At 31.3% G+C, this 22,447-nt stretch carries 27 protein-coding genes; 12 read left to right on the top strand and 15 right to left on the bottom strand.

Features of this window, described 5'->3' with window-relative positions:
• Positions 1-596 (top strand): hypothetical protein (locus N5D90_RS07000; protein WP_280062015.1); only part of this gene is annotated, 596 nt, incomplete at its 5' end.
• Between the two features lie 55 nt (positions 597-651).
• Here the strand turns inward: N5D90_RS07000 and N5D90_RS06995 are convergent.
• The 3 genes from N5D90_RS06995 to N5D90_RS06985 form a co-directional block, all read right to left on the bottom strand.
• Positions 652-978: a single-stranded DNA-binding protein gene (locus N5D90_RS06995; protein ID WP_038333582.1), complete on the bottom strand. Its 327-nt coding sequence runs from the start codon at positions 976-978 to the stop codon at positions 652-654.
• An 80-nt stretch (positions 979-1,058) separates the two neighbouring features.
• On the bottom strand, positions 1,059-1,442 hold the full coding sequence (locus N5D90_RS06990) for a DUF3037 domain-containing protein (RefSeq protein WP_038333583.1): 384 nt from the start codon (positions 1,440-1,442) through the stop codon (positions 1,059-1,061).
• A complete protein-coding gene (locus N5D90_RS06985) occupies positions 1,420-2,211 on the bottom strand; it encodes a HipA family kinase (RefSeq protein ID WP_114999869.1) in 792 nt (263 codons plus the stop codon). The genes N5D90_RS06990 and N5D90_RS06985 overlap by 23 nt, the downstream gene beginning before the upstream one ends.
• Before the next feature lie 109 nt (positions 2,212-2,320).
• Between N5D90_RS06985 and N5D90_RS06980 the strand changes: the two genes are divergently transcribed.
• Entirely contained in the window at positions 2,321-2,968 is a 648-nt protein-coding gene (locus N5D90_RS06980; protein WP_147279974.1) for a vancomycin high temperature exclusion protein, read from the top strand.
• A 37-nt stretch (positions 2,969-3,005) separates the two neighbouring features.
• Here N5D90_RS06980 and N5D90_RS06975 read toward each other — a convergent pair whose 3' ends face one another.
• From N5D90_RS06975 to N5D90_RS06965, 3 genes are all read right to left on the bottom strand, one after another.
• Complete coding sequence (locus N5D90_RS06975; protein WP_114999872.1) at positions 3,006-3,536, bottom strand: adenine phosphoribosyltransferase; 531 nt, start codon at positions 3,534-3,536, stop codon at positions 3,006-3,008.
• A gap of 93 nt (positions 3,537-3,629) precedes the next feature.
• The gene (locus N5D90_RS06970) at positions 3,630-4,058 is read right to left on the bottom strand and encodes a thioesterase family protein (RefSeq protein ID WP_280062014.1); all 429 of its coding nucleotides are present in this window, start codon (positions 4,056-4,058) and stop codon (positions 3,630-3,632) included.
• A gap of 84 nt (positions 4,059-4,142) precedes the next feature.
• Entirely contained in the window at positions 4,143-4,403 is a 261-nt protein-coding gene (locus tag N5D90_RS06965; protein ID WP_114999876.1) for a hypothetical protein, read from the bottom strand.
• A 255-nt stretch (positions 4,404-4,658) separates the two neighbouring features.
• Here N5D90_RS06965 and dnaA point away from each other — a divergent pair, with 255 nt between their 5' ends.
• Genes dnaA through N5D90_RS06950 form a run of 3 tightly spaced genes read left to right on the top strand, consistent with a single transcriptional unit; the run spans position 4,659 to position 7,268 of the window.
• A complete protein-coding gene (gene dnaA, locus N5D90_RS06960) occupies positions 4,659-6,086 on the top strand; it encodes a chromosomal replication initiator protein DnaA (protein ID WP_038333589.1) in 1,428 nt (475 codons plus the stop codon).
• An 18-nt stretch (positions 6,087-6,104) separates the two neighbouring features.
• Entirely contained in the window at positions 6,105-6,551 is a 447-nt protein-coding gene (locus tag N5D90_RS06955; protein ID WP_280062013.1) for a low molecular weight phosphotyrosine protein phosphatase, read from the top strand.
• Between the two features lie 9 nt (positions 6,552-6,560).
• Positions 6,561-7,268 carry an SAM-dependent methyltransferase gene (locus N5D90_RS06950; RefSeq protein WP_280062012.1) on the top strand — a complete coding sequence of 236 codons (708 nt, stop codon included), beginning with the start codon at positions 6,561-6,563 and terminating at the stop codon, positions 7,266-7,268.
• 108 nt (positions 7,269-7,376) lie between these two features.
• On the opposite strand, the gene N5D90_RS06945 is transcribed toward N5D90_RS06950, so the two are convergent.
• Entirely contained in the window at positions 7,377-7,844 is a 468-nt protein-coding gene (locus tag N5D90_RS06945; RefSeq protein ID WP_038333592.1) for a GNAT family N-acetyltransferase, read from the bottom strand.
• A gap of 128 nt (positions 7,845-7,972) precedes the next feature.
• On the opposite strand from N5D90_RS06945, the gene N5D90_RS06940 reads away from it, so the two are divergent.
• Positions 7,973-8,446, top strand: coding sequence for a DUF962 domain-containing protein (locus N5D90_RS06940; protein WP_280062011.1), 474 nt, complete (start codon positions 7,973-7,975; stop codon positions 8,444-8,446).
• Between the two features lies 1 nt (position 8,447).
• Here the strand turns inward: N5D90_RS06940 and N5D90_RS06935 are convergent, their stop codons facing one another.
• The 4 genes from N5D90_RS06935 to N5D90_RS06920 all read right to left on the bottom strand — a co-directional run bounded on the left by N5D90_RS06935 (position 8,448) and on the right by N5D90_RS06920 (position 13,255).
• Positions 8,448-9,515 carry an SGNH/GDSL hydrolase family protein gene (locus tag N5D90_RS06935; RefSeq protein ID WP_280062010.1) on the bottom strand — a complete coding sequence of 356 codons (1,068 nt, stop codon included), beginning with the start codon at positions 9,513-9,515 and terminating at the stop codon, positions 8,448-8,450.
• 88 nt (positions 9,516-9,603) lie between these two features.
• Positions 9,604-11,031 (bottom strand): adenylosuccinate lyase, encoded by a 1,428-nt coding sequence (gene purB / locus N5D90_RS06930; protein ID WP_038333596.1) that lies wholly within the window; start codon positions 11,029-11,031, stop codon positions 9,604-9,606.
• Positions 11,032-11,052: 21 nt separating this feature from the next.
• Positions 11,053-11,907, bottom strand: a complete 855-nt coding sequence (locus N5D90_RS06925; protein WP_114999887.1) for a fructosamine kinase family protein — start codon at positions 11,905-11,907, stop codon at positions 11,053-11,055.
• 58 nt (positions 11,908-11,965) lie between these two features.
• Positions 11,966-13,255, bottom strand: coding sequence for an adenylosuccinate synthase (locus N5D90_RS06920; protein WP_280062009.1), 1,290 nt, complete (start codon positions 13,253-13,255; stop codon positions 11,966-11,968).
• A 229-nt stretch (positions 13,256-13,484) separates the two neighbouring features.
• Between N5D90_RS06920 and N5D90_RS06915 the strand changes: the two genes are divergently transcribed.
• Entirely contained in the window at positions 13,485-14,174 is a 690-nt protein-coding gene (locus tag N5D90_RS06915; protein WP_125349082.1) for a DsbA family oxidoreductase, read from the top strand.
• Positions 14,175-14,232: 58 nt separating this feature from the next.
• Here N5D90_RS06915 and N5D90_RS06910 read toward each other — a convergent pair whose 3' ends face one another.
• Complete coding sequence (locus tag N5D90_RS06910; protein WP_280062008.1) at positions 14,233-14,838, bottom strand: N-acetylmuramoyl-L-alanine amidase; 606 nt, start codon at positions 14,836-14,838, stop codon at positions 14,233-14,235.
• 125 nt (positions 14,839-14,963) lie between these two features.
• On the opposite strand from N5D90_RS06910, the gene N5D90_RS06905 reads away from it, so the two are divergent.
• Positions 14,964-17,360: an outer membrane beta-barrel family protein gene (locus N5D90_RS06905; RefSeq protein ID WP_280062007.1), complete on the top strand. Its 2,397-nt coding sequence runs from the start codon at positions 14,964-14,966 to the stop codon at positions 17,358-17,360.
• Positions 17,361-17,425: 65 nt separating this feature from the next.
• Here the strand turns inward: N5D90_RS06905 and N5D90_RS06900 are convergent, their stop codons facing one another.
• Positions 17,426-18,307, bottom strand: a complete 882-nt coding sequence (locus N5D90_RS06900; protein WP_280062006.1) for a NifU family protein — start codon at positions 18,305-18,307, stop codon at positions 17,426-17,428.
• Positions 18,308-18,366: 59 nt separating this feature from the next.
• Between N5D90_RS06900 and N5D90_RS06895 the strand changes: the two genes are divergently transcribed.
• Positions 18,367-18,879 (top strand): gamma carbonic anhydrase family protein, encoded by a 513-nt coding sequence (locus tag N5D90_RS06895; RefSeq protein ID WP_280062005.1) that lies wholly within the window; start codon positions 18,367-18,369, stop codon positions 18,877-18,879.
• Positions 18,880-18,919: 40 nt separating this feature from the next.
• Here the strand turns inward: N5D90_RS06895 and N5D90_RS06890 are convergent, their stop codons facing one another.
• Entirely contained in the window at positions 18,920-19,375 is a 456-nt protein-coding gene (locus N5D90_RS06890; RefSeq protein ID WP_280062004.1) for a DUF1569 domain-containing protein, read from the bottom strand.
• Between the two features lie 54 nt (positions 19,376-19,429).
• Positions 19,430-20,041 (bottom strand): NADPH-dependent FMN reductase, encoded by a 612-nt coding sequence (locus tag N5D90_RS06885; protein ID WP_236688189.1) that lies wholly within the window; start codon positions 20,039-20,041, stop codon positions 19,430-19,432.
• A 43-nt stretch (positions 20,042-20,084) separates the two neighbouring features.
• Here N5D90_RS06885 and N5D90_RS06880 point away from each other — a divergent pair, with 43 nt between their 5' ends.
• The 3 genes from N5D90_RS06880 (at position 20,085) to N5D90_RS06870 (ending at position 22,350) form a co-directional block, all read left to right on the top strand.
• Positions 20,085-21,041, top strand: coding sequence for a hypothetical protein (locus N5D90_RS06880; RefSeq protein ID WP_236688190.1), 957 nt, complete (start codon positions 20,085-20,087; stop codon positions 21,039-21,041).
• Positions 21,042-21,050: 9 nt separating this feature from the next.
• Entirely contained in the window at positions 21,051-21,578 is a 528-nt protein-coding gene (locus N5D90_RS06875) for a GNAT family N-acetyltransferase (protein WP_038333612.1), read from the top strand.
• 124 nt (positions 21,579-21,702) lie between these two features.
• Positions 21,703-22,350, top strand: a complete 648-nt coding sequence (locus N5D90_RS06870; RefSeq protein WP_038333614.1) for a 2OG-Fe(II) oxygenase — start codon at positions 21,703-21,705, stop codon at positions 22,348-22,350.
• Positions 22,351-22,447: the final 97 nt, after the last annotated feature.

The raw sequence follows: 22,447 nt of genomic DNA, 5'->3' as shown, positions 1-22,447 counted from the left end.
TTATTGAAGGAAGCCGTGTTAATCATTATAAGCCTTTAATGTTTGCTCTAGCACTTTCTGGTATTGCATCATTTTTAAGTTATCAAGTAATTGGTTTAAATGACATTTTTAAAGAGACTTATAAGTCTATGGGACTTAATAATGAGTTTTCAAATGATATAATTGCCTTCTTAGCTAGTAATAATGCATTATTGATGTTAGCATTACTTCCATTTTTTGCGATACTTACAAAAATTGTTTTTAGAAAATGGGGTGAAAATTATTATGAACATGTAGTGATGAATTCATTTATTTTATCATTTTATACAATAAGTTCAATATTAATAATTTATCCACTAATGTATTTTTTTAAAAATGATTTGGAAATTATTTTTAAAATTACATCATTAAGTTTTTTATTACTTCCATTTATTTTATTCTTCTTTTATAAGAATTATTATCCAACAAAATCAGTAAAATTGATTATATGGAAAATCTTTTTAATTTTTTTGTTAATGATACTTTCATATATCGTTTTAATAATCATATTTAGTCTAATAGTAGGTTTAATGATTGTAATAAATCCAGAGTTTGGAAACTATTTTAGAAAAAGTTAATTAATAAAACAATAAAAGGGAAACGAACTAATTCGTTTCCCTTTTATCTTAAACGTTAAAGAAGTACAATTTCATCAATTATAATTTCTGTAATCGTTTTTTGTTGACCATCTTTATCTTGATAATCTCGGTAAGTCAATTTGCCTTCTACAGCAAGTTGTTTTCCTTTTTCTACGTGTTTTTCGATCACATTTACAATTGGTCCGTAAGCAACTAAATTGTGCCACGTCGTTTGCTGCACTTTCTCACTTTTGCTATTTGTGTAGCTTTCGTTTGTTGCTAGACTAAATTTTGCAAGCTTCTTTTCGTTTTCTAATGTCTTAACTTCAGGATTGCTACCAACATTCCCAATTAGCTGAACTTTGTTTCTTAATGTACTCATGGCGATAAATAATTTAAAATTAATGTATAACCAAATTTAAGAAAATATTTTTAAAACATTCGTTTTTAAGTATTTAACTTTTACAAAACATGTTCTTTAAATAATCGATCCAAGGTTTTATCAAGGTTTGTTGTTTTACCTGGATGCGGACGAGAACTTTGAATAGACGAACTTCTGACAGCTGTTAACCAGCGAAAACGTTCTGGCGTTTCGAAATTAGAGACAGCAGATTCGGGATGAATTCCTTCGGCAATTTTAGACAAAGCATTCAAATTACTGTCAATAAAATCAAGGTCTAATTCGTGGCAAAAAGCATTAATTCTATTATCATTAATAAAATATTTTACTTTCAAATAATCTTCTTTTTTAGAAAATAAAATCACTCCAACATTGATAAATTCTTCGCGTTCAACTTTCGGAACTAAACGAAGAATTGCATACTCATATAAGATTTTTTCTGGCATTGTTCGCTTCGTTTATAAAAAGTTCGGTGTGTTGTAATCGTGTTTTGATAAATGTTTTGTAAACCGTTCTCATTTCTTCGTGAGTAGAATGTGTAACTTCTGTTTCTAACCATTCATCAGGAATCAAATCGACAATTTTATCAATTATTTCATCATTCAAAATCGCTTTAAATTCTGCATCAACTTCTTCAAGTTTTGTCGTATTTTTCAATAAAACATGGTCTTTAATTGGTGTAAAAGGAGCAAGAGCCGCTTTTTCCCAATTGTCCCACGAATGATGAAAATAATAAGATGCACCATGATCTATCAACCACAATTCTTTGTACCACATCAACATATTTGTATTACGAAAAGTACGATCTACATTCGTCAAAAATGCATCTAACCAAACGATTTGCGAAGATAATTTATCATCAATTTTCATCACAGCAGGATCATAATTGATTGCACCAGATAAATAATGCAAAGCCAAATTAGTTCCTTCGCTAAATTTTAACAAATCCTGAATTTCTTCATCAGCTTCGGATTGACCAAAATATTCGTCCAAATTTGCAAAAACTAATTCAGGAACTTTAAATCCTAAAACACGTGCAATTTCTCCTCCTAACAATTCAGAAATCAGCATGCGAGGGCCATGACCAGCACCTTTAAATTTCAAAACATATTTAAAACCGTCATCTGCATCAGCTAGTGCAGGCAAAGAACCACCTTCGCGCAAAGGTTGCAAATAGCGTTCAACGGTAACTGTTCTTAACTCAATCTCATTCATTCTCTAAAATTACGATGAAAAATTTAAAATAATTTTCACATTTATAATTTTTAAATATCACTAAACTTATAGACTTTTGAATGTTAAAATTTTTTAAAGCAAAAGATAGTTGAGTAAACTTGTAAAAATAGGAAGATTTGTAATGCGTAAAAGTATGTTTATCGTTGGATTAATAGCGGTTTTTACTTTGATTGTTGCATTGATTATTCAGATTTTTACTTCGTATTACATTTACAATTATCAAGGAAATATTCCGTCAGATTATCGTGTGGCAGTTGTTTTTGGTGCAAAAGTTCAAGCTAATGGACAACCAACTCGTTTTTTGAAAGATCGTTTGGATGCTGCAATTCGACTTTACAAAGAAGATCAAGTGGATGTAATTTTACTTTCTGGAGAAAAACTTCACGAGAATTTTAATGAAATTGACGTGATGGAAAAATACTTGTTGGATAGAGGTGTCAAAATTGAAGATACTTATCTCGATGGGGCAGGTTTGGACACGTATAGCACGATTTATAGAACCAAAAATATTTATCAATTTGATAAAGTGATTTTAATTTCTCAATCTTATCATCTCAAAAGAGCGCTTTTCTTAGGAAAAGTTTTCGGATTAGATTGTATTGGATATAATGCAGATAGCGGACCTTATAAAACGGAAGGTAAACAGAGTTTTAGAGAGATTTTAGCGAATATAAAAGCTTTGTTGGATATCGGGAATGAAAGAGCACCAGAAGTGATTATAGCGCCTAAAAAATAAAAAACTCCGCTCAAAAATTTTGAACGGAGTTTTTAGTTTAATATTCTGTTAAAGTAACAATATCAGTTGTAAAAGACGTTAATTTATCTTTTCCGTTTAAGAAAGTCAAATCAACAATAAATGAAAATTGTGTTGTTTTTCCTCCACATTTTTCTACCAATTTAGCACAAGCTTCGGCAGTTCCACCAGTTGCTAAAACATCATCGTGAATCAAAACTCGCGCACCATCTTTGATGTAATTCGAATTTACTTCTATCGTTGCTTGTCCATATTCCAAATCATACGATTGACTAATTGTTGGAGGAGGTAATTTACCAGCTTTACGAATTAATACAAAAGGAACTTTTAATTTTTGTGCAATCTGAATTCCGTACAAAAATCCTCGGCTTTCAATTCCACAAACAATATCCACTTTACCTTTTGCTTTTTCTACAAAAGCGTCTACAATTTCGTCCGAAAGTTCAGGATTTAAGAACAATGGAGTAATGTCTTTGTAGACAATTCCTTCTTTTGGAAAATCGATAACGTCTACAATCGTTTGATTGATTTTTTCTTGAAGTGTTGACATTCGTTTTTAATCATGTTTTGTTAAGGAACAAATTTAATGAGAAATCATTTGCAAGAATTTGTTTTAACGAATAATTAATCATTCTAAATAATATTACAAACCTAAACTTGCCCAAATACGTTCTGGAATACGAACAGGACGACGAGTTTCGGCATCAATACAACATAAAATAGTGTATCCTTGATTAATTATTTTTCCCGCTTCATTATATATATTGTAATCAAATCGAATGCGAACACCTTTGTCACGCTCATGAACTGTAGTTTCAATCTCGATTAATTCATCGTACAAAGCGCTACCAATATATTTTGTATGCATTTCGATAATTGGCATCTGAATTCCCATTGCTTCCAATTCGGCATAAGGAAAACCACGCTCACGCATCAATTCTACACGACCAATTTCATAAAACTCTGGATAGTTTCCGTAATAAACCACTTTCATTTGATCAGTGTGTTTATATAGAATACGAGTTTTGGTGCGAAAAACATTTAATTGTTCGGTTTGTTCTATCTTCTCCATAATTTTCTAAAACATCATTTTAATCTTCAAAAGTAGAGAACAAAAAAAAGACTTTATCATTAATTATATAAAAAATGAAAAAGTCTATTCAGTAATTTTTTTGTAATCCATCCAACTAAAAGAAGTTTGCGAAGAATCTTTTTGCTCTTCTTTTAAGAAATCATATTGAATTTGAATAATCGTTTTGAAAGTAGGATTTGCTATTTCATAATAAAAAGTCCTTACATTTTCTTCTTCACCTTGTTCAATTCTTAAAAGAGAAAAATTATTTTTGATGCCCAAATCATTTAAATGATTTTCTACTTTGATAATTGCGAAGTCAATTTTTTCTTGTGTAATTTCCATAGTGATACAAAAATATGAATTATTAGTTTTATAAGCCAAAATATGTCCGAAAAGATTATCTTTGCTATACTTTTATTTTATCTAAAACTACTTATTGATATTTTTGAATTATACAAAGTATTTTTTAATATATCAATACCTAAATCATTTTTTTTATTCAAAATTTGTTCACAATTTTGTAGAGAAGGGTTGATGAAAATTTAACATTGACTTTCAGTAATTTACATTAAAACTTAAGCACTTTTGGACAATATTATGACGATAACTGCAAATTCTGTGTGGGAAAAATGCTTGTCTTTTATAAAAGACAACATTGCGGAAGATGCCTTCAATACTTGGTTTGTACCGATACGTCCGGGCAAACTAAATAATAATGTTTTAACAATACAAGTACCAAGTAAATTTTTTTACGAATGGTTAGAGGAGCATTATATCAAAATTTTAAAAAGTGCCTTACAAAAAGAATTAGGTTCTGATGCAAAATTGGTATACAGTATTTTGATGGATCAAAAGTCGCAAGGACGTGAGCCATTTACGGTACGTATTCCAAGTTCGAACAAAGAAAAACCTCGCCCACAAGAGGTAGAAGCGCCAATTAATTTGCAAGCTGGTAAAATGATGAATCCTTTCGTTATTCCAGGATTGCAAAAATTAAAAATTGATTCGCAATTAAATCATAATTATACATTCAATAATTTTATCGAAGGAGAATCAAATCGATTAGCTCGTGCGGCTGGTCGTGCGATTGCCAAACGCCCAGGAGGGACTTCTTTCAATCCACTATTCATCTATGGTGGAGTAGGATTAGGGAAAACTCACTTGGTGCATGCGATAGGTTTAGAAGTAAAAGATTTACATCCAGAGAAAACTGTTTTGTATGTTTCGACTGAGAAATTTACACAACAATTTATCGAAGCTGTAAAAAATAATAATCAAAATGATTTCATTCACTTTTATCAAATGATTGATGTTTTGATTATGGATGATATTCAGTTTTTATCTGGAAAAGCAAAAACGCAAGAAGTTTTCTTTCATATATTTAACCATTTACATCAAAGAGGAAATCAGATTATTTTGACTTCGGATAAATCTCCAGCAGATATTCAAGATATGGAAGATCGATTAATTTCTCGTTTCAAATGGGGATTATCAGCCGATTTACAAAATCCTGATTACAATACACGTCTTTCTATTTTGAAACAAAAATTAGAAAACGATGGCATCGAATTCCCTGATGAAGTAATGGATTATATCGCACAAAATATTGATACAAATGTGCGTGAATTAGAAGGTTCATTAAATTCAATCATTGCACAAGCAACGTTGAATAAACGTGAAATTACGTTAGATTTAACAGCACGTACGTTATCAAAATTAGTACAAACAGCTCGCAAAGAAATCTCGATTGATTACATTCAGAAAACAGTTTGTGAATACTTTAAAGTGAAGATTGAAGATATTCAGTCAAAAACACGTAAACGTGATGTGGTACAAGCGCGTCAATTAGCAATGTATTTTGCAAAACAATATACAAAAGCGTCTTTGGCAAGTATTGGTACGCAAATCGGTAAACGTGATCACGCAACAGTTTTACACGCTTGTAAAACAGTGAAAAATTTACAAGAAACGGATAAGCAATTCCGTGGTTATATCGAAGATATTTCACGTAAAATTGCAGATTAATCTATAAATACTTTTTCAATGAAAATTTTGATGGTTTGTTTAGGTAATATTTGTCGTTCTCCGTTGGCAGAAGGAATTTTACAAGCAAAGGTTGGCGACAATCATTTGGTAGATTCTGCTGGTACAGGCGATTGGCATGTTGGTGAACAACCAGATAGACGCTCGGTTGCGGTTGCTAAAAAACATGGTGTTGATATTTCTGATCAACGTGCGATGCATTTCAATCCAGTTTTTTTCGATGAATTTGATTTAATCTTTGCAATGGATGAACAAAATTTAATCGATTTGCAAAAATTGGCTCGGAACGAAGAGGAGCAAAGTAAAATCAAATTGATTTTGAAAGATGGAATAGGGCAAACGCAAAATGTGCCTGATCCTTACTACGATGGTGAAGATGCTTTCGAGCATGTTTATCAATTACTAGATGAAGCAACAGACGGAATCATCAAAAAATACAATCTTTAAAATTATACAATGAAAACGGCTAAAGTTTATTTGATTCCTTCACTTTTAGGTGAAAGCGAACACAGTAGAGTATTGCCTTTATACAATCTTGACGTTATTCGAGCAATTGATACGTTTGTGGTAGAAAATGAAAAATCTGCACGTAAATTTATCAAACAAGTTTGCCCCGAAAAAGTTCAAGCCGATTTAGATATTTACATTCTAAACAAAGATACAGAGCCAGAAGAAATGTTAGATTTGATCAAATTATTGGATCAAAACAAAACGATCGGAATTATTTCCGAAGCTGGTTTGCCTGCGGTTGCAGATCCGGGTGCGCAGTTGGTAAAAGTTGCGCAACAGAAACGCATTAAGGTAGTGCCTTTGATTGGTCCATCGTCGATTTTGTTGGCGTTGATGGCTTCTGGAATGAATGGTCAAAACTTTGCTTTTCACGGTTATTTACCAATCGATAAAACGGAACGTAAAAAGAAATTGGCTCATTTGGAAGCAGAAAGTGTGAAAACCGGAATTGCTCAAATTTTTATGGAAACGCCGTATCGTAACAATCAAATGGTAGACGATTTAACGAAAATTCTTCGTGCCGAAACCAAGATTTGTGTGGCGTGTCACATTACATTAGAGGACGAAGATATCCGCACGTTATCTATCAAAGAGTGGAAAAATGAAAAGTATGATTTTCATAAACGTCCCGCAATTTTTGTCATGCAAGCTTAAAATTTTTATAATATAGATCAACACTTCGTGTTTCTTTTCACGAGTCGTTGCTCCAAAGTATACGAGAAAGGCAACATCTAGATGTTGGCTTTCTCGTATAAAATCATTTTATAAATAAGTTAATTCGATTTCGTGTAAGATAGGAATGTCATCATAGCCATTTTTAGGTATAGAGGGTTTAATCTCTCTTGCTTTATTAACTGCATTTAAGTAAATATTAGAAATATTGAAATTTCTTTTTTGATAAAATTTCAATGCATGTAAATTATCATTTGTAGTTACTAACCAAACTTTTTTAAAATTATTAATCTTATAATATTTTATTATTTCGTTAATTAAAAGAGAACCAATTCCATTATTTTCTTTAAAGCTATCTAATGAAACAATTTCTATATCATTATTTTCAATAACAAAAGTTAAAAGCCCTACAATTGTGTTATTTTCTAAATAAACAAATGATTCCAAATTATCGACATAATGAATTTTATATTTTGAAATCATATAATCTGTCTTCCACTTATCAATGAAAATTTTTTTAACTTCAAGTTTTAATTTTTCATCAGTTCTGATAATCATATTTTATTAAAATTCTATTTTGAATATTGCTTTCAAATATATGAATTACTATATTGAGTTATTAAACTTATTTATAATTTTTAGATCTTATCTAATTTTAATTTATATTTAATATAAAATCATCCAAAATGAGAAAAATAGAAGAACTTTTTAGTGAATATGGAGAAAGTCATCAAAATGGGACAAACAAAACCATTCATTGGATTTGTGTTCCACTCATCTTTTGGACGATTCTTGGTTTTATTTCCTACATTCCAACACCGCATTTGTATGTACAGAACTTTGGTTATATGAGCATTGCGTCAATTATTGCGTTGGTAATTGTTTCAATCTTTTATTTTAGATTATCGGTTGTCGTTGGTATTATTATGATTTTTCTAATGTTGATTATGGAATATTTTATTTCGTTGTGCAATCTTCAATTCGGTACAAAATCTTGGATAGTTTATTTAGTAGTTTTTATCATTACATGGATTCTGCAATTTGTAGGTCACAAAATAGAAGGGAAGAAGCCAAGTTTTCTTAAGGATTTACAATTTCTGTTGGTCGGACCAATTTGGTTGTTAGGTTTTATTTTACGTAAAATCGGAGTTAAGTATTGATCTATTTCTTACTCAAAATCTCATTTACTTTTTTCTCAATTGCTTCTGATAATCTGCTAAAACCTAAATCATTTGGATGAATTCCGTCTGTAGAACCTTCGTTATCCGAACCAATTAAATTATCACCTTTCAATAAATATAAATCTTTTACACCTTCTTTTATCAATGCATCGTATTGGGCGCGATAGGTTTGATTTTGTCTTGTCATATCTTCGTGAGCTGTTAAATCAAATTTACTCATTGGTCGAATCAAGCTTTCTACCATCAAAATAGGTGTTTTTGGATGATATTTTCGGAGTAATTTGACGAATGGAATTGTTCTACTTTTGATTTCTTCGGGTGAACTATTCGGAACACAATCTAAGATAAACAAATCAACCCCTTGAATATCTTTAATCATTTCAGCTAATTCAATTTCAATTTTAGCATTTCCACTCAAACCAAGATTAATGAATTCATAACCAGTTTTTCGTGTTAAAATTGATGGATAATTCATTCCAGGACGACTTGCCGACGCACCTTGCACAATGCTCGAACCATAAACCACGATTTTCTTTTTATATACAATCGGTTGATTGATAAAATTAGCAGATGCATCAATTCCTATTTTTAAGTCTGTAATTTCGTTCCAAAGTGGTAAATAAAGCATGAATTCCTTTTCTGTTTTAGATAAATTCTTGACAATATCATATTCACTTTTGATATTTTGCTGATTTGGTAAAGCCGCACCCGCAAAAACCCACTTTCCGTTTTCTTTGATATACAAATCCAATCCACGCGCCATAATTCCAGTTGTATTCGCACCCAAATAAGTAGAACGAGTTGTCCAATCTAGTTTTATTTGCGATGTATTCGATTTGAATGTAACATATAATCCAGCGGGAGCAGTAAATAAACCTTTTACTTTTTCGGGAAGATTTGTGTATTTGTTGGTATCAATTCTATGATAAAAAGGCGTATTATCAAAGGCTTTTCCTTGTACAGTAAATTCTTTATTCGTAATATATTTGATTTGTCCAAATAGTTGAAAAGAACAAATAAGTGCAAAAAGCAGAAAGAATTTTCTCATTGATTGAAATTGATTAAAGGTTAAAATTAAAAAAAGACTTCCAATTCGGAAGTCTTTTTTTTGTTTCATGTGTTTGTCTTAAGCGTGTTTACACTTTAAGGTCTGTATGAGCGCCTAAAAGTGCTTTATTTTCTTCGATAATTGGATCAACCAAATCTTTTAAGAACTCTTCTGTTTGCTCAGAAGCAAATCCTGTAAAGTTTTTCGGATCTAATAATTCGACTAATTTTTCTTTATCAATCTTCACATTATCATCAGCAATAATACGCTCAATCAAATCGTTAGATTTTCCTTCCATTTTCACTTGTTTTGCAGCTTCCATAGAGTGTGTACGAATAATTTCGTGTAATTCTTGACGATCTCCACCATTTTTAACACCTTCCATAATGATGTATTCAGTTGCCATAAATGGTAATTCCTCTGCGATATGCTTCTCGATGATTTTAGGATAAACGACTAAACCATCTAAAATATTGTTCCAAATGATTAAAATTGCATCAATCGCTAAGAAAGCTTGAGGAACCGCTAAACGTTTGTTGGCAGAATCATCTAACGTTCTTTCGAACCATTGCGTAGACGCAACCATTGCAGGAGAAGTTGCCAAAGACATCACGTATTTCGCTAAAGAAGCTATACGCTCAGAACGCATAGGGTTGCGTTTATATGCCATTGCAGAAGATCCAATTTGATTTTTCTCGAAAGGTTCTTCAATCTCTTTTAAATTTTGTAATAAACGTAAGTCGTTTGTGAATTTATGTGCAGATTGAGCAATGTTTGATAATAATTCTAATGCTTGTGCATCAATTTTACGATCGTAAGTTTGTCCAGAAACTGCAAAAACATTTTTGAATCCGAATCGTTCAGACAATTTTTTGTCTAATGTTTTTACTTTTTGGTAATCTCCATCAAATAATTCTTTGAAAGAAGCCGCTGTACCAGTTGTTCCTTTTACTCCACGAAAACGTAATGTATCTATTCTGAATTCTAATTCTTCTAAATCTAATAAAACAGATTGTAACCAAAGTGTTGCACGTTTTCCAACTGTTGTTAATTGTGCTGGTTGGAAATGTGTAAATCCTAAAGTTGGTAAATCTTTGTATTGACGTGCAAATTTCGCTAAACCATCAATCACATTGATTAATTGTCCTTTTACGTGTTGAAATCCATCACGAATCTGAATCAAATCTGTGTTATCGCCAACAAAAGCTGAAGTAGCACCTAAGTGAATAATCGCTTTTGCACTTGGTGCAACATCTCCGTACGTGTGCACGTGAGCCATTACATCGTGACGAAATTTCTTTTCGTAAGCCGCAGCAACATCATAATCAATATTAGTTGCGTTATCTTTTAACTCTTGAATTTGTTCGTCTGTAATATCTAATCCAAGTTCCTTTTCAATTTCTGCTAAAGCAATCCAAAGCTGTCTCCATGTTGTAAATTTTTTCTCAGGAGAAAAGATATATAGCATTTCGTCGCTACAATATCTCGATTCTAAAGGATTTTGATACTTGTTCATTGTATTTGTTTGTTTTGTTTTTTAAAATTTTTTCAAAATGGTTTGCACATCTTTCACATAATAACCTTCGAAAAGGTAAGCGTGTATCAGCAATGGAAATAATTGTGCAATCGGTAAACGCTCTTCGAAATTTGGTGCTAAAGGATTATTTTCGTGATAAGCATCAAAAAATACATCATCAAATCCTCCAAAAAGCTTTGCAATAGCCAAATCCATTTCGCGATGACCATAATAAATTGCAGGATCTATAACCGAGAATTCACCTTTTTTGTTGGCTAAAATATTTCCGTTCCAAAAATCTCCATGCAATAAAGCTGGCTTTTCTTCTGGAAATATCGAATTCAATTGTTTACATAAATTCTCTGCAGATTTTATTTGTTTTGAATTGATTAATTGTTTGTTTTGCAGTAGTTTCATCATTGGTATGATGCGATTTTTTGCATAAAATTCGCTCCAAGAATCTGTTAAACTATTTGGCTGAACGACAATTGCAATGTAATTATCTTCTGACCAACCAAATTGTTTACTTGTATTTTGATGAAGTTTTGCTAAATTTTTTCCTAAGTTTTCCCAATTTACAACAGTTGGAGTAGAGGTTTCCATCCATTCTAATAATAAATATTGAAAATCTTTTCCAGCTTCGCCAACATTTACCACTTTCGGAACCGAAAATGTTTTGGTCTTTTTGATGGCTTCTAAAGCACGTGCTTCTTTCTTGAAAAGATGAGGAAAGTTGTTTGCGGAATTTACCTTTAAAAAATATTTTTTATCAAACGATTCTAATCGAAAAGCATCGTTAATATCACCACCTTTTATTGGGACGATAGAATCTATACCTAAATTCAATTGTTTTAATCGTTCTAAAATTTCGTTCATAAAAATATCTCATAAAGTTATAGCCCAACAAAAAAGTCAGGCTATACTATTTAATTTATTAAAATAAAGTTGTTCTAATAATGTTTTGAGAACGCTCTGGTCCAACCGAAACTAAATAAACTTCGATTCCTAAGTATTTCTCAATATAGTGGATGTAGTCTTGCGCTGTCTTCGGTAACTCATCAAAAGATTTTACGTTCGTAATATCTTCTTTCCATCCTGGTAATTCGTCGTATTGTGCTTCGTAATCAGCTAATTTAGTTGTAGAAGAAGTAAAATAATCAATGATTTTTCCGTCTTCCGTTTTGTAACCTGTACAAACTTTTACTGTATCAATATTCGACATTACATCTAATTTAGTGATTACTAAATGTGTAATTCCGTTAATCATACAAGCGTGTTTCAAAGCTACTAAATCTAACCAACCTGTACGGCGTGGACGACCTGTTGATGCTCCGAATTCGTGACCAACTTGACGAATTTGTTCTCCCAATTCGTTGTCCAATTCTGTTGGAAAAGGACCGTTACCAACGCGTGTACAATATGCTTTCGAAACTCCGATCAAATTTTTCAATTTTGTAGGAGGAACTCCAGCACCAACACAAACTCCACCAGTTGTAGGAGAAGATGATGTAACGAATGGATATGTACCAAAATCGATGTCTAACATTAATGCTTGCGCACCTTCGAATAATACATTTTTACCTTCGTCAATCGCATGATTGATTTCTAATTCAGAATCCATGATACGTTCTTTCAAACGCTCTCCGTAAGCTAAATATTTTTCGTAAATATCTTCGAATTTTAATGGCTCTTTATTGAATAATTTTTCGAATAAAGCATTTTTAACCACTAAATTTTCTTTGATTTTTTCTGCTAAAACTTCAGGGTTTAATAAATCAATTGCACGAATACCAACGCGCGCTACTTTATCCTCATAACAAGGACCAATTCCGCGTTTTGTTGTACCAATTTGACTATCTTTTCCTGCAAATTCTTCACGATATTCGTCTAACAAAATGTGATAAGGCATAATGATATGCGCTCTTCTCGAGATAAAAACGTGATCTGTAGAATAACCTTTTGCTTCTAATTGTTCAGTTTCTGCAAAAAAAGCTTCAGGATTTACTACGACACCATTCGCAATAATACATTTTCCTTTGCATTGTAAAACTCCAGAAGGTAATAAGTGTAAGACAAATTTATCATCGCCTACATATACTGTATGACCAGCGTTGTTACCACCTTGGTAGCGTACAACATAATCCGATTTTTCGGCTAATACATCTGTAATTTTTCCTTTTCCCTCGTCACCCCATTGAAGACCGACTACTACGTGTGTTGACATATTGTTTGTTCGTTATTTGTTTTGGAATAAAAATGAAACTAATCATCTTATCTTGGTTCACTGCAAAGGTAATTTAAACCTTGTCTTAAACAAATTTAAAACTCAATTTAGCACGATTATTTTTCAAGATTTTGTTAATAATTTTTCAAGATTAAATTAACTGAAAAATAACCGAATCCATTCAAATAAAAAGCGTATTTTTACAAACTTTTACACCAAAAATTTCCATATGAAAATTGAAATCTGGTCGGATGTAATGTGTCCGTTCTGTTACATCGGAAAAAAACATTTTGAACAAGCTTTAACGCAAATTCCTTATCAAGATAAAATACAGGTTGAATGGAAAAGTTTTCAGTTAAATCCTGATTTATCTAAAACTGAAATTACTTCTGTTAATGATTATTTGATCGAAGCAAAAGGAATTTCGGAAGAACAAGTTTCGGCAATGAATAATCAATTGGCTGAAATGGGAAAAGCTGTTGGAATTGATTTTCAACAACAAAATTCTAAAGTTGTCAATACAGGAGATGCTCATCGATTGATTCATTTTGCGCAAGCGAATGGAAAAGGTTCGGAAGCAGAAGAAAGACTTTTTAAAGCGTATTTTACTGAAGGTAAAAATGTAGCTGATTATGAAGTTTTGGCTGAATTGGGTGAAGAAATTGGTTTGAACAAAACCGAAGTTCTTGAAATGCTAAATTCTGATGCAAATGTTTTTGAAGTTGCTTCGGATATTTTAGATGCCCGTAATATTGGTGTTTCTGGCGTTCCATTTTTCGTAATTGATCGTAAATATGCACTTTCTGGTGCTCAACCTGTCGAGTATTTCGTTTCTGCTTTGACACAGGCTTACGAAAAAGATCATTTGGATCAACCACAAAATGGTGCTTCTTGTGATGTTGACGGAAATTGTGATTAAAACAATTTGCAAATTAATATAGAAAAAAGGACTTCAATTTGAAGTCCTTTTTTTCGTTTTATATCGATTGATAATTTTCTAAAAATTGTACAATTTTTTCTGCTAATTGATTTTTATGATAAGCACTTTTCAAAGTTTCGGCATCAGTAGGATTACTGGCGAAGCCTAACTCGATTAAAAAAGTTGGCTTTTTAGAATCTCTTAATATTTTGAAATTAGCTTTCTTCAAGCCTCTATTTTCAATGGAATTGATACTTACTAATTGTGCTAATTCAGTTCCAATTTTTTCTGTATTTGCATCTACATTATCTTTATTGATAAAAACTTCAGCTCCTTTTAGTTCCTTATTTGAAGCATTATTCAAATGCAAAGAGATAACTAATTCAGGATCCAATTCATGCATTTTATCAACACGAGATTGTAAATCAAGAAAATCATTCCCATCTCTTGTTAAAATAACATTGATATTTTTCTTTTTAGCTAATTGTTGAATTTTTTGAGCTAATTCTAAAGAATATTCACTTTCTACAATATTTCCATTATTTGAACCCTTATCAAAACCACCATGTCCAGCATCTATGACAAAAGTTTTAGAAGTTTGAGCAAACATGGTAGATGTTGCGAATAAACTTGCAATAGCAAATAGATATAGTTTCTTTTTCATAATAGTCGTAATGATTTAATTAATATAAACATAATCAATTATTTATAAAAAATAACATTTTAGACTAAAAAAAGATGTAACATTTTAACGATTCAAGCGTCTATAAGGTATAAAAATTAATACAAATGAAATTTTACGCATCCATTCTAACGCTTTTCTTACTCCAGAATTTTTTATCTGCTCAATATTCTATAAAAGGTAAAATTGTCAACCAAGAAAATCAACCTGTCGAATTTTTAGATGTTTCTATCATTCAAAATGATTCTATTATAGATTTTATTACAACAAATACAGATGGAACTTTTCTTCTTAAAACTCCAAAAGGAGAAGTAGAATTATTGATAGAAGAAATGGGAAAAGTTGTTGAACAACGAAAAATAACTGTAAACAATGATTTGGATGTAGGAAATATTACGATAACGAGTCAACAATTAGGTTTGAAGGAAGTTTTGGTGCAAGGAAAAGCGAAGACTTATGAACGATTAGTTGATCGTTTAGTTTTTAATGTAGAAAATTCTATTGCGGCAATTGGAGGAGATGCTTTAGATGCTTTGAAAAATACACCTTCTGTCAAAATTAAAGATGATCAAATTTCTATTGTTGGAAAAAGCATGGTGAATGTTTTGGTAAATGATAGAATTGTTCAGATGAGTGGAAACGATTTAACAAATTATCTCAAAAGTATTCCATCTGCAAATATCAAAAAGATTGAAGTGATAACAAATCCTCCTGCAAAATATGAAGCTGAGGGAAATAGTGGATTAATCAATATTGTATTGAAAGAAGCAAAGCAAAATGCGTGGAGTACAACGTTGAGAAGCTCGTATACGCAAGGTGTTTATGGGATTTTGAATGATGGAATTAATTTTTCATACTCCAAAGATAAGTTTTCGGCATTGGTTGATTTATCGCATTATACAGGAAATAATATCTACACAAACGATATGAATTATGATTATCCAACTGAGCATTGGAATCAAAAGGTAAGAAATAAAAAAATATACCGCGGTTTTTCTGGTTTGACAACGTTAAGTTATAAGATAAATGACAAAAATACAGTTGGAATTCAGTTTAATGGAGGTCATAATTACAATGGAGGAAAAGAAAGAACAAGAACAATTAGTAATCAAAATGGGCAGATTGTCAAAGATTTTTCTACCAATTCTCGTACAGGTGGAGATGGAGATAACTATAATTTGAACTTAAATTTTACTCACAAGTTTGATACAATTGGAAAGAAATTTTCTGTTGATTTAGATTATATGTCGAATACTGGAGCTAATGAAAATGATTTTATTTCGGATATGTATTTCAAGAAAGAGCGCAAAACAATTTTAGCAAATAATCTAAATGATAAGGATATTCAAAACATTTCGGGGAAAATTGATTTTTATTTTCCACACAAAAAAGGAACGTGGGAATTTGGTTCAAAAGTAAGTTCTACAGAATCTGATTATAAATTAAATTCAGTTTTTACAGATATCAATACCAATGAGAATTTGATGACTCAAAATGATCATTTTAATTATACCGAAAATGTAGAAAGTTTATATTTATCGTATCAACGAAAATTATCAGATAAATGGTCAACAAAAATTGGACTTAGAGGAGAATTTATGCAATCTAAAGCCAACTCGATTACCACGAATACTGTTACAGAAAAAGAATATTTCAAATTATTTCCAACATTTTATATTCAATATCAGCCTACAGAAGATCATTCCTTCAATTTTAATTTTGGACGAAGAATTCAACGACCAGCTTTTTGGGAATTAAATCCAAATAAATGGTACAGTAATCCTATTTCTTACACAGAAGGAAATCCTTTTATGCAGCCAGCTTTTGTGTATAATTTCGAGTTAAGTTATGGATTCAAAGATTATTTACAAGCAAAAGTTTATTATCAGAATATACAAGATGGTTTTGGTCAAATTGCTTTTCATCAAGAACAAGAATTGGATGGAGAATTGACGCAAACACAAATATTTAAGCGACTAAATTATTATAAAATGTCTAATTACGGAATTAGTTTATCATCAACTTTAAAACCTTATAAATGGTGGGAATCTAATCTTGAATTTAATTTTGGATTTAATAAATCAATCAATGAAATTGATGTATTAGATAAAGAATATACAGGAAATGGAGCTAATTTTTCGGTTTATAATAACCTGAATTTAAATACTAAAAAAACGTTTACAGCTCAAGCTAATTATACATTTACACCAAAAGGAAAAAACAGAGAATTTAATTATAGTTCAAGTTCTTCGTTAGATATAGGTTTTAAATATTTGGCGATGGATAAGAAATTAACGTTGTCGTTGATGGCGTATGATATTTTCAAAACAGATCTTTCAACATTGTCGACAAATGTGCAAAATATTCCGCAATCGTTTAGACAATATTATGATTCGCAATCGATACGTTTTTCAGTTTCTTATAAATTTGGTAATTCAAAAATCAATGTGAGTAAACGTCAAACGTCTAATGCAGAAGAAGCAAATAGAAGTGGAGGAAAATAAAGAAAAAAACAAAAAATCTCAGAGCATTTTGCTCTGAGATTTTTTAAATAAAAATATTTTTAATCTTATCCATTTACAGCTTCAACGTTGTCTACAACATCAGGCATCATTTGTTTTAAAATTCCTTCGATACCATTTTTAAGCGTTGCTGTAGAAGACGGACAACCAGAACAAGCTCCTTGTAATAACATTTTCGCTGTTCGTGTTTCTTCATCAAATTCAATTAATTCGATATTACCACCATCATTTGCAACTGCTGGCTGAACATATTCATCTAAAATAGCTTTGATTTGTTGTTCAACAGAAGAAAATTCTTCAGCAGATTTTACCACAACATGTTCAGGAGCTTCTGTTGTGAATTCGTAAAATTCATCAAAAACTGGACCTCCAGCTTGTAAATAATTCGTAATAAACGAACGAACATCCATCGCCCAAAGTGACCAATCTTCTGTTTCGTTTTTTGTTAAAGAAACATAATTATCAACAATAAAAACTTCTTCTACAAAAGGATATTCTTTGTAAATCGCAACAGCTAATGGAACTCCAGCAGCTTTTTCTCTCGATTTTATTTCGATGATTTCTGGCGCTAACATAGAATTTGAAACGAATTTCATCGCAGCAGGGTTAGGCGTCATTTCTGCATAAATAGAAATAGGAGCCTTTTTCATTGGTGCTAAAATTGCATTTTCTTCTAAATGTTCGTTGATAATTTCTTTCAAATCTTCTGTCACATCAGCCCAATCAACAGCATCTATTTTTTCTACAGCAACAAAATTCGCTGTGATAAATATTTTTTGAATAAATGGTATTGTCAATAAAACTTGTGCTAAAGGAGATTCGGCAGCTGTAGATTCTTTATCGAATTCCACGCCACCTTGTGTTAAAGTCTCGTCACAAACGAACTTCATCACGTTATTATTTGGTGTAATTTCTTCGTATACTCTCATAGTTGTACAAAAATACGCCATAAAAATGTATCTTTATCATTAGAATTATAGATTTTGTTATGGCAATAATTAAAGAATTAAATGGACACACGCCAAAGTTCGGTGAAAACTGCTTTTTAGCGGATAATGCTGTGGTTGTAGGAGAGGTAGAAATGGGAAATGATTGCTCAATTTGGTTTTCTGCAGTTGTACGTGGAGATGTACATTATATCAAAATGGGGAATAAAGTAAATATTCAGGATAATGCAACAATACATGCGACGTATCAAAAATCGCCAACAACAATTGGAAATAACGTTTCGATAGGGCATAATGCGATTGTACATGGTTGTACAATACACGATAATGTTTTGGTTGGAATGGGCGCAATTGTGATGGATGATTGTATTGTTGAATCTAATTCTTTGATTGCTGCTGGTGCGATTTTAACCAAAGGAACGCATGTAAAAGAAGGAGAATTATGGGCTGGAATTCCTGCGAAAAAAATTAAAGATGTTCCAAAAGAATTGAAAGAAGGCGAAATAGAAAGAATCGCCAATAATTATTTGATGTATAGTAGTTGGTATAAATAAAATAAAGCTCAGTTTATAACTGAGCTTTATTTTATCTGAATTACATCAAACCAAACTGTTTGAAATGATGTGTAAAATGTTTTTTATGAAATGTTTTCCAATCTTCGTATCCAATCTCATTTAAAACTGGATTGACAATTTTTGCATCAGGATTTTCTGTGAAATAAGAATTGAATTTATCAATTTCTTGCTCCAACTTTTCTATAGAAGCTTCTAAAGAAGGGTAACGTAAATCCAGTAAACCTTCCATTCCGTTTGCTTTTATCCCTTTTTGCATTTCTTGGTCAGATTCTAATAAAAATGCTTTGTATTGCGGAATTTGTTCTGCAAGAACTCGGCAAGGAATATTCAATCCGCCATTAGACATTTTTGTAGAAGCAATCAAATGCTCAACCATATGTTGAGGAGTCATAATTCCCCATTCAGGCTGTTGATCTACTTTCAAACTTTTTAGTTTCGAAATAACATCTGCTTTATCTTCAAAATTTAAAAACATATTTTTTCTGTGAAGTTAGTTAGTCGTACAGTAATAATCAATAAAATTCTAGATTTATTTTGTTAGTTGCTCATACCATTTTACATACGCATCTACAAAATTCTGAATGAAACTTGTTGTTTTTTCGTTATTAAAATATCCATTTTCATCAAACACATCTGGTTTTAGTTGTCCTAAATAAATTTCGGGTTGTTGCATAGTCGGAATATTCAAAAAAGTTAAGGATTGTCTCAAATGATGATTCGCTCCAAAACCACCTATAGCACCAGTAGAACTGCTAATAACAGCACCAGGTTTATTATTCCAAACATTTTTTCCGAAAGGACGAGAAGCAACATCTAAAGCATTTTTTAGAACCGCTGGCATAGATCGATTATATTCTGGTGTGATAAAAATTAGGCCATCCAATTCAGAAACTTCTTTACGAAAAGCAGTGTAAGAATCAGGAACTTGATTATGGTCATCAAAATCTTGGTTATAAAATTCTAATTGTCCAATTTCAATTATCTTAAAGGTAAATCCCTCGGGTGTCATTTTTATTAAATTTTTAGCAATTTTTCTGGAATTAGCTTCCTTTCGTAAACTTCCTATAAAAAGTCCAATCGTTTTTTGAGTCATAATTTTATTGGTTTTTGTTTTTACTAAAGTTAAATATTTTGATTTCATTTTGATAGGTTTTAAGCTTAAATTTGTATTCTAAACCTACTTTATGATAAAAAATCTGTCCTATCTTTTTTTATTTGTTTTCCTTAGCGCGTGCGTTTCTCAGCACAATAAAAATATTCAGGAAAATATTCTTTCGCTTAAAAATAGTTATTGCAAGGCGCCATATCATTATAATTATGATAAAAAATTACCTTCTTATAACTCTGACTCAATTTTGGAAACGAACAAAGATTTAAAACATAATTTTTCCGATCAAAGTATATTGATTCTTAATGCGCTTGGAACGATAGATGAGGTGGAGAAAATTGTCGAATTAAAGAAAGATTCATCTTTAGAATCTCGCGTGAAAGTGCTCGAATTGAAGAATTCGATTAACAGTAAAATTACAATTGCACTAACCGAATTGGACGCTGTTGCTGCCGAATTTGATTGCGAAGGCGAGCGTGTAGCGCAGATGGCAAATTATGTGGATAATCTTAATGATAATAAAAATAATAAATTGATTATTTACTCGATTGTAGCTGGTGCAGCAGCTTCTGTAGCAAGCGGAATTATAAAAAGTGATGGTTGGGGTAGTGCTGTCGATATTTCTGGTGGAGTTTTGGGAGCTGGTTTGGGCTTTGCAACTTTAAATCCCAAAGGAAAAAAAGTAGAATTTGTTCATGAGCGAAATTTGCTTCGAGATGTTTGGAATCAAAAATTAGAATCAGAGAATTTTCCACCGTTTGTTTGGTATATGTACACAGAGAAAAAGTTTTCAAATTATACAGGAGGATTGTCGATTATCGAAAATATAAAGAAACGTTGGTTGCAACTCAATTTTGATAATAATATAAATGCAGCAAATCAATCGGTTAACTTTCAGAATGGAGGCGAATATCGTGCAGATGATTTACATAATCGTACATCAATGCTCAATCAAATGCAGTCTGCAACGCGAACAATTAATCAAAATATTAATTATTTGTTGTTAGATTTAGATAAATTAGTATTGTATTAAATAAAACAAATGATAAATATTCAGCCCAATTTAGAAAATGATTTGGTAGAACTTCAACCACTCAATGAAAATGATTTTGAAGCGCTTTATTTAGCTGCTTCGGACCCGAAAGTTTGGGAACAGCATCCGAATAAAAATCGTTGGAAAAGAGATGTTTTTATGAATTTTTTCGAAGGAGCAATTCAAAGTAAAGGCGCTTTCAAGATTATTGATAAACAGACAAATCAAGTTGTTGGTAGTTCTCGTTTTTACGATTATAATGAGCAAGATTCGTCTATTTTGGTTGGATATACGTTTTATTCGACGAATTGTTGGGGAAAAGGCTTTAATCCGTCCGTTAAGAAATTGATGTTTGATTATATTTTTCAGTTTGTTGACAAAATTTATTTGCATGTTGGTGCTGATAATGTACGTTCGCAGATTGCTGTAGAGCGCTTGGGTTGTAAAAAAGTGAAAGAAGAACAAATTGAATTTTTTGGAGAAGAGCCAAAGTTAAATTTTATTTATCAGTTGAATAAAGTTGACTGGTTTAAGTAATTGATAATTAAAACTATTTTTTGAGGACAGATTTTTTTCTGTTCTTTTTTTTGAAAAAAACTCAAAAATATGATTATGTTTTTCGTAATAAAATATACTTTTACTGAAGTTTTCATAATAATGAATGAGTAATATTACATTAAACCCAATTTATGAAAAGATTATTGATGACTTATCAAATCAAAAATACTCTATTTCAGACTTTTTTTTCTCAACAGAGGAAACAAAGCAACTTCGCGAAGCAATAATTCGAAAAGAAAATAAAAAAGATTTTCATCAAGCAGCCGTCGGAAGTTCGGTTAACGAACAAATTGTAAAATCAATCAGAGGCGATAAAATCAGATGGATTGATGAAGAAAATAAAACAGAAACGGAAGAAATTTTTTTCTCAAAAATCAATGATTTTATTGAGTATCTCAATCTAACATGCTACATGGGCATTGAGGAAAGTGAGTTTCATTATGCCATTTATCCCGAAGGGACATTTTATCAAAAACATGTTGATGCTTTCAAGAATGATGATAGACGCACACTTTCGATTGTGTTGTATTTGAATGATGAAGAATGGAAAGATGAATTTGGCGGACAATTGACCTTGTATTTGGCAGATGAGAATAAGGCTGAAAAGGAATTAGATATTTTACCTCTTGCTGGTCGTTTGGCTGTTTTTGATAGTAAAAGTATTCCGCACGAAGTAAAAACCGTTAATCGACCAAGATATAGTATTACAGGTTGGTTGAAAACTAGAGGAAATATATTGACATATTTGTAAAAAATCTGTAGTCGTTTTGTAGTCACTTTAGAAATTTGGTTGTAGGATTATTGTAGTAAGAATTAATTTATTTGATGAGCAATAAGCTCTATATTTG

Origin of the sequence: Empedobacter sp. GD03797, assembly GCF_029842105.1 — a bacterium.
Classification (GTDB): Bacteria; Bacteroidota; Bacteroidia; order Flavobacteriales; family Weeksellaceae; genus Empedobacter; species Empedobacter falsenii_C.
The sequence above is the reverse complement of the archived record's forward strand: the minus strand, read 5'-3'. Positions and strand labels throughout refer to the sequence as shown.

Bases quoted from the DNA above. Each gene is read 5' to 3' on its own strand.
- N5D90_RS06995 (WP_038333582.1), bottom strand. From the start codon at position 978: ATGAGTACATTAAGAAACAAAGTTCAGCTAATTGGGAATGTTGGTAGC.
- N5D90_RS06990 (WP_038333583.1), bottom strand. From the start codon at position 1,442: ATGCCAGAAAAAATCTTATATGAGTATGCAATTCTTCGTTTAGTTCCG.
- N5D90_RS06985 (WP_114999869.1), bottom strand. From the start codon at position 2,211: ATGAATGAGATTGAGTTAAGAACAGTTACCGTTGAACGCTATTTGCAA.
- N5D90_RS06975 (WP_114999872.1), bottom strand. From the start codon at position 3,536: ATGTCAACACTTCAAGAAAAAATCAATCAAACGATTGTAGACGTTATC.
- N5D90_RS06970 (WP_280062014.1), bottom strand. From the start codon at position 4,058: ATGGAGAAGATAGAACAAACCGAACAATTAAATGTTTTTCGCACCAAA.
- N5D90_RS06965 (WP_114999876.1), bottom strand. From the start codon at position 4,403: ATGGAAATTACACAAGAAAAAATTGACTTCGCAATTATCAAAGTAGAA.
- dnaA (WP_038333589.1), top strand. From the start codon at position 4,659: ATGACGATAACTGCAAATTCTGTGTGGGAAAAATGCTTGTCTTTTATA.
- N5D90_RS06955 (WP_280062013.1), top strand. From the start codon at position 6,105: ATGAAAATTTTGATGGTTTGTTTAGGTAATATTTGTCGTTCTCCGTTG.
- N5D90_RS06950 (WP_280062012.1), top strand. From the start codon at position 6,561: ATGAAAACGGCTAAAGTTTATTTGATTCCTTCACTTTTAGGTGAAAGC.
- N5D90_RS06945 (WP_038333592.1), bottom strand. From the start codon at position 7,844: ATGATTATCAGAACTGATGAAAAATTAAAACTTGAAGTTAAAAAAATT.
- N5D90_RS06940 (WP_280062011.1), top strand. From the start codon at position 7,973: ATGAGAAAAATAGAAGAACTTTTTAGTGAATATGGAGAAAGTCATCAA.
- N5D90_RS06935 (WP_280062010.1), bottom strand. From the start codon at position 9,515: ATGAGAAAATTCTTTCTGCTTTTTGCACTTATTTGTTCTTTTCAACTA.
- purB (WP_038333596.1), bottom strand. From the start codon at position 11,031: ATGAACAAGTATCAAAATCCTTTAGAATCGAGATATTGTAGCGACGAA.
- N5D90_RS06925 (WP_114999887.1), bottom strand. From the start codon at position 11,907: ATGAACGAAATTTTAGAACGATTAAAACAATTGAATTTAGGTATAGAT.
- N5D90_RS06920 (WP_280062009.1), bottom strand. From the start codon at position 13,255: ATGTCAACACACGTAGTAGTCGGTCTTCAATGGGGTGACGAGGGAAAA.
- N5D90_RS06915 (WP_125349082.1), top strand. From the start codon at position 13,485: ATGAAAATTGAAATCTGGTCGGATGTAATGTGTCCGTTCTGTTACATC.
- N5D90_RS06910 (WP_280062008.1), bottom strand. From the start codon at position 14,838: ATGAAAAAGAAACTATATCTATTTGCTATTGCAAGTTTATTCGCAACA.
- N5D90_RS06905 (WP_280062007.1), top strand. From the start codon at position 14,964: ATGAAATTTTACGCATCCATTCTAACGCTTTTCTTACTCCAGAATTTT.
- N5D90_RS06900 (WP_280062006.1), bottom strand. From the start codon at position 18,307: ATGAGAGTATACGAAGAAATTACACCAAATAATAACGTGATGAAGTTC.
- N5D90_RS06895 (WP_280062005.1), top strand. From the start codon at position 18,367: ATGGCAATAATTAAAGAATTAAATGGACACACGCCAAAGTTCGGTGAA.
- N5D90_RS06890 (WP_280062004.1), bottom strand. From the start codon at position 19,375: ATGTTTTTAAATTTTGAAGATAAAGCAGATGTTATTTCGAAACTAAAA.
- N5D90_RS06885 (WP_236688189.1), bottom strand. From the start codon at position 20,041: ATGAAATCAAAATATTTAACTTTAGTAAAAACAAAAACCAATAAAATT.
- N5D90_RS06880 (WP_236688190.1), top strand. From the start codon at position 20,085: ATGATAAAAAATCTGTCCTATCTTTTTTTATTTGTTTTCCTTAGCGCG.
- N5D90_RS06875 (WP_038333612.1), top strand. From the start codon at position 21,051: ATGATAAATATTCAGCCCAATTTAGAAAATGATTTGGTAGAACTTCAA.
- N5D90_RS06870 (WP_038333614.1), top strand. From the start codon at position 21,703: ATGAGTAATATTACATTAAACCCAATTTATGAAAAGATTATTGATGAC.